The organism is Bacillota bacterium, from assembly GCA_012837285.1.
Classification (GTDB): domain Bacteria; phylum Bacillota; class DTU030; order DUMP01; family DUMP01; genus DUNI01.
Genome location: DURJ01000179.1, coordinates 1 through 7,603, shown reverse-complemented (window position 1 = coordinate 7,603; position 7,603 = coordinate 1). Strand labels below are relative to the sequence as shown.

The following is a 7,603-nucleotide window of genomic DNA, read 5'->3' as shown; positions in this document are numbered from 1 at the left end:
GTCCCTCACCCACACATTCTCGCAGCCGTTGATCCATCTGACTCCCCTCCTAACAAAAATGATGGATGACTCGGCTTATATGATTATATGAAAACTGTGTTCTTATAGCTTCTCTTTGTGACGAAGTTTTCCTGCTTCAGCAGCAAAAAGTTGGAAATAAGCAGCAGGCCAGGCTTAACCCGAAAGGGGGGATTAAAATAATCTGTAAAACTAACCCGTTCGGGGAATTGCCACCGCCATTTCAGAAGTATAGCATGATATTTGAGGTGACGGATAGTATGGACGGCTGAACTGCAGGTGGGGTCTCTTCAAGGCGCAGGCATGTTACTTACCAACGAGGCAGGGGGAAGACCGATGAACTATCAAGTTCCTAACATAGGGCAATCATCTCTCGGCATGGCTGAAAATGTGGCCGGACTGCTGACCTATTCGGCCGGTATTATTGCGGGCATCTTCTTTCTAACGCTGGAAAAAGAAAGCCGGTTTGTTAAGTTCCACGCCATGCAATCCATTCTATTTAGTCTGGCATATCTGTCCGTGGCGCTGGCCCTTCGCGTTGTACCCGTGCTGGGCCGAATTCTTTACATGTTGCTGACACCCCTGGGACTGATCGTGTGGATTGTACTGATGATCAAGGCCTACCGCCACGAATATTTCGAGTTGCCACTGATTGGAGAAGTGGCCCGAACGCAATTACAGAATAATCGAAAATTATAATACAACCACTGTCGGTAATCTGCCGTGCGCACTTAGTGAATTGAAACGGTAGCAATAATTTGATAGCCATGCGCAATGAAACAAAAGCATTTTGGTGTGGTTAAGGGATAAAATGGGGAGGAACGGAAGGAAGCTTATCGGATGTCATAAGAGCAGGGAGTAGGAAGGTTAACAAACCAAGGAGGGACGGTCCCATGAAAAAGTTGCGACTGTTGTTGGCTTTATTTCTGCTTGTTATTCTGGTAACCGGATGTGGTGGCGGCGGGAAGACCGAAAGCGGAGAAGCAGTTATCGGCAAAGACAAAGGGGAAGTAACTGATGAGTTGGGCAAGACTACTATAGGTTCCGATGCTGACTTACCGAAATCGTATCCTAAAGACCTGGTACCTTTGTTGAAACCTGTGGAGATAACTTCCGTATCCGAGAGCCACGGGGAAGGAATAGTTGTTGTTTTTCTATCTAAAGCAGGAGTGCAAGAAGCGGTTGAGTATTACAGCAAGGTTATGGAAGGTGCAAGCGACAAGCACGTGACCAGCGACAGCGACTTTGGTCTCGTGGGCGGCATAAAAGCCAGCAAACGAATTGCCATCAGCATTACTGCCGTAAACGAAGATGGTTTCAACAGTGTCATTTCAATTAACATAGAATAGGGTGACAGGCACCTGGGAAAAGGTTCCAGGTGCCTGTCACCTTTACATCACATCTCTATCATTTCCCCTGTTTCCACATAGAAAACGCGCTCACCTATGTTAGTGATGTGATCGGCCACCCGCTCCAAGTAGCGGGACACAAGAAGGAGCTGAACTGCCTGGTCGATGGTGCTGGGATCCCTCTTCATGAAGTCACATAGTTCGTCGTGTAGCATCTCATAGAGGCGATCAACTTCGTCATCGCTCTTGAGCATTTTCTCGATCAGATCCAGGTCGCGGGAGACGAAGCCCTCCAGTCCTTCTCGTAGCATTCTGGCTACGGCTCGTTCCATTTTGGGAATGTCGATCAGCGGCTTAAAGAACGGTTTGTCCGGAAGTCTACGCACGATTTTAGCGATATCGACTGAATAGTCACCTACCCTTTCCACATCGCTGGCAATAGCGATGGCGGCGAAAATACGCCGTAGGTCCTTGGCGGCCGGGTGCTGGGTTGCGATCAGTTCGATGCATTTTTTCTCAATGGCAAAACGCATGTTATCCACGATATCGTCACGGGCGATGGTTTCGTTGGCTAGGTTCAGGTCACGCTCAGCCAAGGCGATGAGGGCATTTCCCAGCATGGACTCGGCTTCTTTGCCCATGGCAAGAAGCCTGTCATCCAGTTCGCGCAACTCTTGGCCAAAAGCTATCCGCGGGCTGGCCATTCTTGTGTTCCCCCCCGTAAGTTATTGAAGCAGACAACTACCCTATTTTGCCGGTTACATAGTTTTCGGTCCGGATGTCTTTAGGATTGGTGAATAGTTCGTTGGTCGGTCTGTATTCCACAATATTCCCGTCCAGCATGAACATGGTGTAGTCCGAGGCCCGGGCAGCTTGCTGCATGTTATGGGTGACAATAATAATGGTGTAGCGTTCGCTTAGCGACTGCATCAGGTCTTCGATGGTGTGCGTGGAGATGGGATCCAGGGCGGAGCATGGTTCATCGAACAAGACTACATCGGGCGCTGTGGCGATAGCCCGGGCGATGCACAGTTTTTGCTGGTCGCCCAAAGACAGGGATAAGGCTGATTGGTTTAGGTGATCTTTCACATCGCGCCACAGCCCTACCGCTTTGAGGCTCTCTTCCACTGTCCGGGCCAGTTCGGTGCGGTCGGTGATTCCGCGGACTCGCGGTGCCGCGGCCACGTTGTCGAAAATGGACAGGGGAAAGGCCACCGGCCGCTGAAACACCATGCCAATCTTGGCCCGGAGCCAGATCAGATCCACCTCGGGGTCGTAGACATTCTTCCCGTCGAGCCGAATCTCTCCCGCTACCCTTACTCCCTCAATTAGATCGTTCATGCGGTTAATGCTGCGGAGCAGGGTTGATTTGCCGCAGCCGGAAGGGCCGATGATGGCTGTGATGGTATTGGCGGCAAAGACGGCTGAAACTTGTTTCAGAACCGGAAAGTCACCGTAAAATAATTGAAAATCCCTTAATTCTATTTTAACAGTTTTTCCAGCAAACATGCTATCTCACCTTAATTCTCTAGCCAAATTTCCCGGTGATGTAATCTTCGGTGCGCCGGTCCCGGGGGCGAGTGAATATTTCTGCCGCCGGCCCAATCTCCACCAGCTCGCCCAGGTACAGGAAGGCCACGTCGCTGTTGATCCGGGCGGCCTGCATAGAGTCGTGGGTGACTAGAATAATCGTATAATGTTCTTTCAACTGGCGCAGGGTTTCTTCGATGCGAAAGGTAGACAGCGGATCCAGCCCGGAAGTAGGTTCGTCCAGGAGGATTACCTCCGGCTCCACCGCCAACACCCGGGCCAGGGCCAGGCGTTGCTGCTGCCCGCCGGACAGGTGTTGGGCCGGCGAGTGCAAGCGGTCTTTTATTTCTTCAAATATGGCCGCGTCTACCAATGCTTTTTCCACCATAGCATCCAGCTTGGTCCGGGAGCGGATTCCTTTCTTGCGCGGTCCGTAAGCCACGTTGTCGTAGATAGAAAGGGGTAGCGAGACCGGCAAGGCAAACACCATCCCCACCCGTCGCCGCAGCTCGGCTACATCCACACCGGGGCCGTAGACGTCATTACCGTCCAGCAGCAGTTGCCCGGTGTATTTAGTGCCCACCACGCGGTCATTAAGGCGGTTGAGCGCCCGGAGCAAAGTAGTCTTACCGCTGCCGGTGGGGCCCATTATGGTAAGAAGGGAGCTACGTTTCACGGCCAAATCCAGGGAATGCAAAGCTTCGGTCTGGCCGTAGAAGAAGCTGAACCCGATAGCTTGGATCTTATCGGGAGAGTCGGCCACAACTGGTGCAGACACGGGCTTCATCTCCTTTCATTCCGGCGGACCACAATGCGGTTCATTACCAGGTAGGCTGACATATTAACCAACAGAACGGCGATCACCAGTACGGCGGCGGTGCCATAAGCGTTACTAAGAGATATCCCTTCCCGGGCCAAGAGATAGAAATGAACCGGCAACGTGCGCACCGGGTCAAAAACAGACCGCGGAATCCGCAAAGAAGATCCGGCAGTGAAGATAACTGCTGCTGTTTCTCCCACCGCCCGACCTACAGCCAAGATTATGCCGGTTACCATACCCGGCAAGGCCAATGGCAGCACCACCGAGGTCACTGTCTGCCATCTGCTGGCGCCCAGGGCAAAACTAACTTCACGATAAACATCCGGTACTGTGCGGATGGCTTCTTCCGACGTTCTCACCACGGTAGGCAAGATCATACTGGCCAGGGTCAGCGCTCCAGACAACATGGACCAACCCATATTCAACCGAATCACAAAGAAGAGAAAGCCAAACAAGCCAAAGATAATCGAGGGTATACCGGCCAGACTTTCGGTGCCGAACCGTACTATTTTCGAGAAGGTGCCTTCGCGGGTGTATTCGGTCAGGAAAATGGCCGTCCCTACACCCAGCGGTGCAGCAATGACAACACTGAGCAGGGTTAGGACCACAGTCCCGACAATACTGGGCAAAATACCGCCCTCGCGTCCCATCTTGGTGGGTGAGCTCAAGAGGAAATCAAGGCTAAGCACAGGAAGTCCTTGTATTATAATGTAGCTTACAATAAAAACCAATACGGCGACGGCCAGCAGTGCCGACAGGCGGATCAGCGTCAGCATCACTTTGTCTTCCCGGGGCAGGCGCCGGCCGGTGGCAGAAGTATGCATCGGGCTATTTCCCCCTCACTACAGCTCTGGCGGTAAGATTAAGAACACTGATGATCACAAACAGCACTACTCCGGTGGCAAATAGGGCCTGCCGGTGCAAGCCGGTGGCGTAGCCCATTTCCAGTGCGATGTTGGAGGTCATGGTCCGCACCGGATCCAAAAAGGAAGTGGGAATAATGGTAGAGTTGCCGGCTACCATGATCACCGCCATAGTCTCCCCCACAGCCCGGCCCATGGCCAAAATAGCGGCGGCCAGTATCCCTGGCCGGGCGGCCGGCAAAACCACCATTTTCACCGCCTGCCAGTCGGTGGCGCCTAGGGCCAGCATGCCTTCGCGATAGGCCGGCGGGACGGCCCGCAGGGCGTCGTAGGAAACGCTCACCATGGTGGGCAGAATCATTATGCTGAGCACCAGCGCTGACGCCAGCACCGAAAAGCCGGGGCCACCGAAGTAGTTTCTGATGAACGGAACAATGAGAGTCAGGCCGATGAAACCGAACACCACCGAGGGGATCCCAGCTAAGAGTTCAATGGTGGGTTTTAACAACAGAGCTGTTTTCCTCGGGGCAAATTCCGACAAATAGATGGCACAGCCCAAACCCAGCGGCAGCCCGATCAGCAAGGCGCCGGCCGTTACCAAGAACGAACCGACGATCATGGGGAGGATGCCCAGCACCCCTTTACTCGGTGCCCAGCGGGTGCCGGTTAGGAATTGCCAGAGCCCCACTTGGGTGAAGGCCGGTAATCCTTCTTTGAAAATGAACACAATAATGAGCCCTAAAATGGCCACCGAACTAAGACCGATCAGGGTCAACAGCGCTTCTACTAACTTTTCTTGATTACGCACCGGTATTCCCCCTCAAAAACGCCGCCAAACCGGCCGGCAGAGCCGTTACTTTCCAGTTACCAAGCCTTCCTCTGCCAGTAGGTTTTGGCCGTGATCACTTAGCACAAAATCGATAAAAGCCTGACTGGCCGGGTCCAGCTTTTGTCTAGTTAGAAAGAGAAACGGTCGAATTAAGGCATACTCTCCTGTGCGACAGTTGGCCAGAGTAGGCTTTACGTTATCCACTTCAACGGCTGTTACTCTGTTATCCACCAGACCCAACGATATGTAGCCGATGGCATTTCGATCCTGAGCGATGGTTTCGCGCACAGCGCCGTTGGAATCCTGTACTATGGCCCGAGCCGCTACATCGGTACTACCCATGATCAGATCGTCAAAAGCAGTGCGGGTTCCGGAACCTTCTTCTCGACTCACCACATGGATACGTCCGCCGGTTCCGCCCAGGGCCGACCAGTGGGACACGGTACCGGCGAAAATGGCCCGGATTTGGCCTGAACTCAGACTGCTAATTGGGTTTTGCGGATGCACCACCACCGCTAGAGCGTCGTGGGCAATAGGTATGTCAGTGAGCTCTTTTTCCGCTTCAGCCGGCTGTCGGGACAACATACCAATCTGAGCGGCTCCGTTCAGAACGGCCCGGCCGCCGGCACTGGAGCCGCCGCCCTGGACATTAACGGCGGGACGGTTCGGATACTGCTTAGCATATTCCTCAGCCAGCATTTCGGCAAAAGGCTGGACCGAGGTGGATCCGGCAACAGTGATGGATAAGCTCGAAGTTCGGCCTCTGGGCCTGCGTCCGCCCAACACGATACCAAAAGTAACTACGATCAGCACCAGAGCCAGCGCGGCCAGGCCAAAGCGATGCCGGCGGCCGCTTAATTTGCCCGCTGGGGTCACTGTGGGAACCGAATCGTTAGCAGCTACCATCTGGCTAATCACCGCCCTGAGAGTTTCTGACCGACTGCAGCACCTGTCCATGGCTGTTTCGGCAAGCTAATCAAGCAAAGAACACCATTCGACATCTATTAGCATATCTCCTTCAAAGCAGCAGCCACCTGGCAATGTTAACCAGGTGGCTGCTGCCCTTTATTTATCCTCACCGCCAACTGTTCTTATAGTTGCGTTTCCGTTTGGCTGTTTTGCCTCGGGCACGTCTACTCCTACTTCTGGGGTAGGTGCTTCTTCTTAGGGGTTCTTCGGCTGTAAGTGCTATGGGGGTAGTATCGGGCTCTTTCGTCAGCAATTTTAGAGCGGCGGCCAATAGCAGGACGGAATCGGTTTCATCCAGCAAGGTCTCGGCCAGGGATTTATAGCTTTCGATGCCATTTGACTCTATCGTTTGCAGTAGCCTTTCCACGGTGAGCCGTTGCTGGCCTTCAATGGCTTGGGTTAAGGTCGGTACCGGGCGCCGAACAATCTTGCGCTTGATAAGGTGCTCGATGGTTCGTAGCTGGTTCATTTCTCGTGGTGTCATAAAGGTAATGGCTTCACCGGCTTTCCCGGCTCGGCCGGTACGGCCGATGCGATGCACATAGCTCTCTGGATCCTGAGGGATATCGAAGTTAAAGACATGGGTTACTCCGCTCACATCCAAGCCACGAGCGGCCACATCGGTAGCCACCAAGATCTCAACAGCTCCGTCGCGAAAGAGGCGCATAACAGTATCCCGTTGGGGCTGAGTCAAATCACCGTGGATACCGTCGGCCGAGTAGCCGCGTTTGCTCAAGGCCTCAGCCAATTCGCTCACCCGTCTTTTAGTCCGCCCAAAGACAATAGCCGAATCAGGATTATTAACATCCAGCAGTCGGCAAAGGACGTCAAACTTCTGGCCTTCTCTCACTTCGTAGTAGTACTGCTCGATGCTAGGCACGGTCAGCCCCTTAGACTTAATGGTTATGATTTCCGGCTGCTGCATGAATTGCTCCGCCAGGTCTTTAATGGCTTGGGGCATGGTGGCCGAAAACAGCATGGTTTGATGCTGGGGTGGAATCTCCTTCAAGATAGCCTTAATGTCATCGATAAAGCCCATGTTCAGCATTTCATCAGCTTCATCCAAGACTACGGTCCGGATTTGGTTGAGACGTAAAGTTCGACGGCGCAGATGATCCAGCAAGCGACCGGCGGTGCCCACAACAATATGTTGGCCTTTGGCCAGAGCTCTGATCTGCCGGTTAATGTCCTGGCCGCCGTACACAGGCAAAGTGCGAACCTGTTT

Annotated in this window: 9 protein-coding genes; 2 read left to right on the top strand and 7 right to left on the bottom strand. The window is 53.3% G+C overall.

Annotated features, from left to right (window positions below):
• The first annotated feature begins 354 nt into the window (after window positions 1-354).
• A complete protein-coding gene (locus tag GX016_10205; protein ID HHT71915.1) occupies window positions 355-717 on the top strand; it encodes a DUF4870 domain-containing protein in 363 nt (120 codons plus the stop codon).
• Window positions 718-911: 194 nt separating this feature from the next.
• Entirely contained in the window at window positions 912-1,367 is a 456-nt protein-coding gene (locus GX016_10200) for a hypothetical protein (GenBank protein HHT71914.1), read from the top strand.
• A gap of 47 nt (window positions 1,368-1,414) precedes the next feature.
• On the opposite strand, the gene phoU is transcribed toward GX016_10200, so the two are convergent.
• From phoU to GX016_10165, 7 genes are all read right to left on the bottom strand, one after another.
• The gene (phoU, locus tag GX016_10195; GenBank protein HHT71913.1) at window positions 1,415-2,071 is read right to left on the bottom strand and encodes a phosphate signaling complex protein PhoU; all 657 of its coding nucleotides are present in this window, start codon (window positions 2,069-2,071) and stop codon (window positions 1,415-1,417) included.
• A 37-nt stretch (window positions 2,072-2,108) separates the two neighbouring features.
• Entirely contained in the window at window positions 2,109-2,876 is a 768-nt protein-coding gene (pstB, locus tag GX016_10190) for a phosphate ABC transporter ATP-binding protein (protein HHT71912.1), read from the bottom strand.
• Window positions 2,877-2,895: 19 nt separating this feature from the next.
• Window positions 2,896-3,684 carry a phosphate ABC transporter ATP-binding protein gene (locus GX016_10185; GenBank protein ID HHT71911.1) on the bottom strand — a complete coding sequence of 263 codons (789 nt, stop codon included), beginning with the start codon at window positions 3,682-3,684 and terminating at the stop codon, window positions 2,896-2,898.
• Window positions 3,681-4,541, bottom strand: coding sequence for a phosphate ABC transporter permease PstA (pstA, locus tag GX016_10180; GenBank protein HHT71910.1), 861 nt, complete (start codon window positions 4,539-4,541; stop codon window positions 3,681-3,683). Before pstA ends, GX016_10185 begins: the two co-directional genes overlap by 4 nt.
• 4 nt (window positions 4,542-4,545) lie before the next feature.
• The gene (gene pstC, locus GX016_10175) at window positions 4,546-5,394 is read right to left on the bottom strand and encodes a phosphate ABC transporter permease subunit PstC (protein ID HHT71909.1); all 849 of its coding nucleotides are present in this window, start codon (window positions 5,392-5,394) and stop codon (window positions 4,546-4,548) included.
• A gap of 39 nt (window positions 5,395-5,433) precedes the next feature.
• The gene (locus tag GX016_10170) at window positions 5,434-6,315 is read right to left on the bottom strand and encodes a phosphate ABC transporter substrate-binding protein (protein HHT71908.1); all 882 of its coding nucleotides are present in this window, start codon (window positions 6,313-6,315) and stop codon (window positions 5,434-5,436) included.
• Between the two features lie 169 nt (window positions 6,316-6,484).
• Window positions 6,485-7,603 (bottom strand): DEAD/DEAH box helicase (locus tag GX016_10165; GenBank protein HHT71907.1); only part of this gene is annotated, 1,119 nt, incomplete at its 5' end.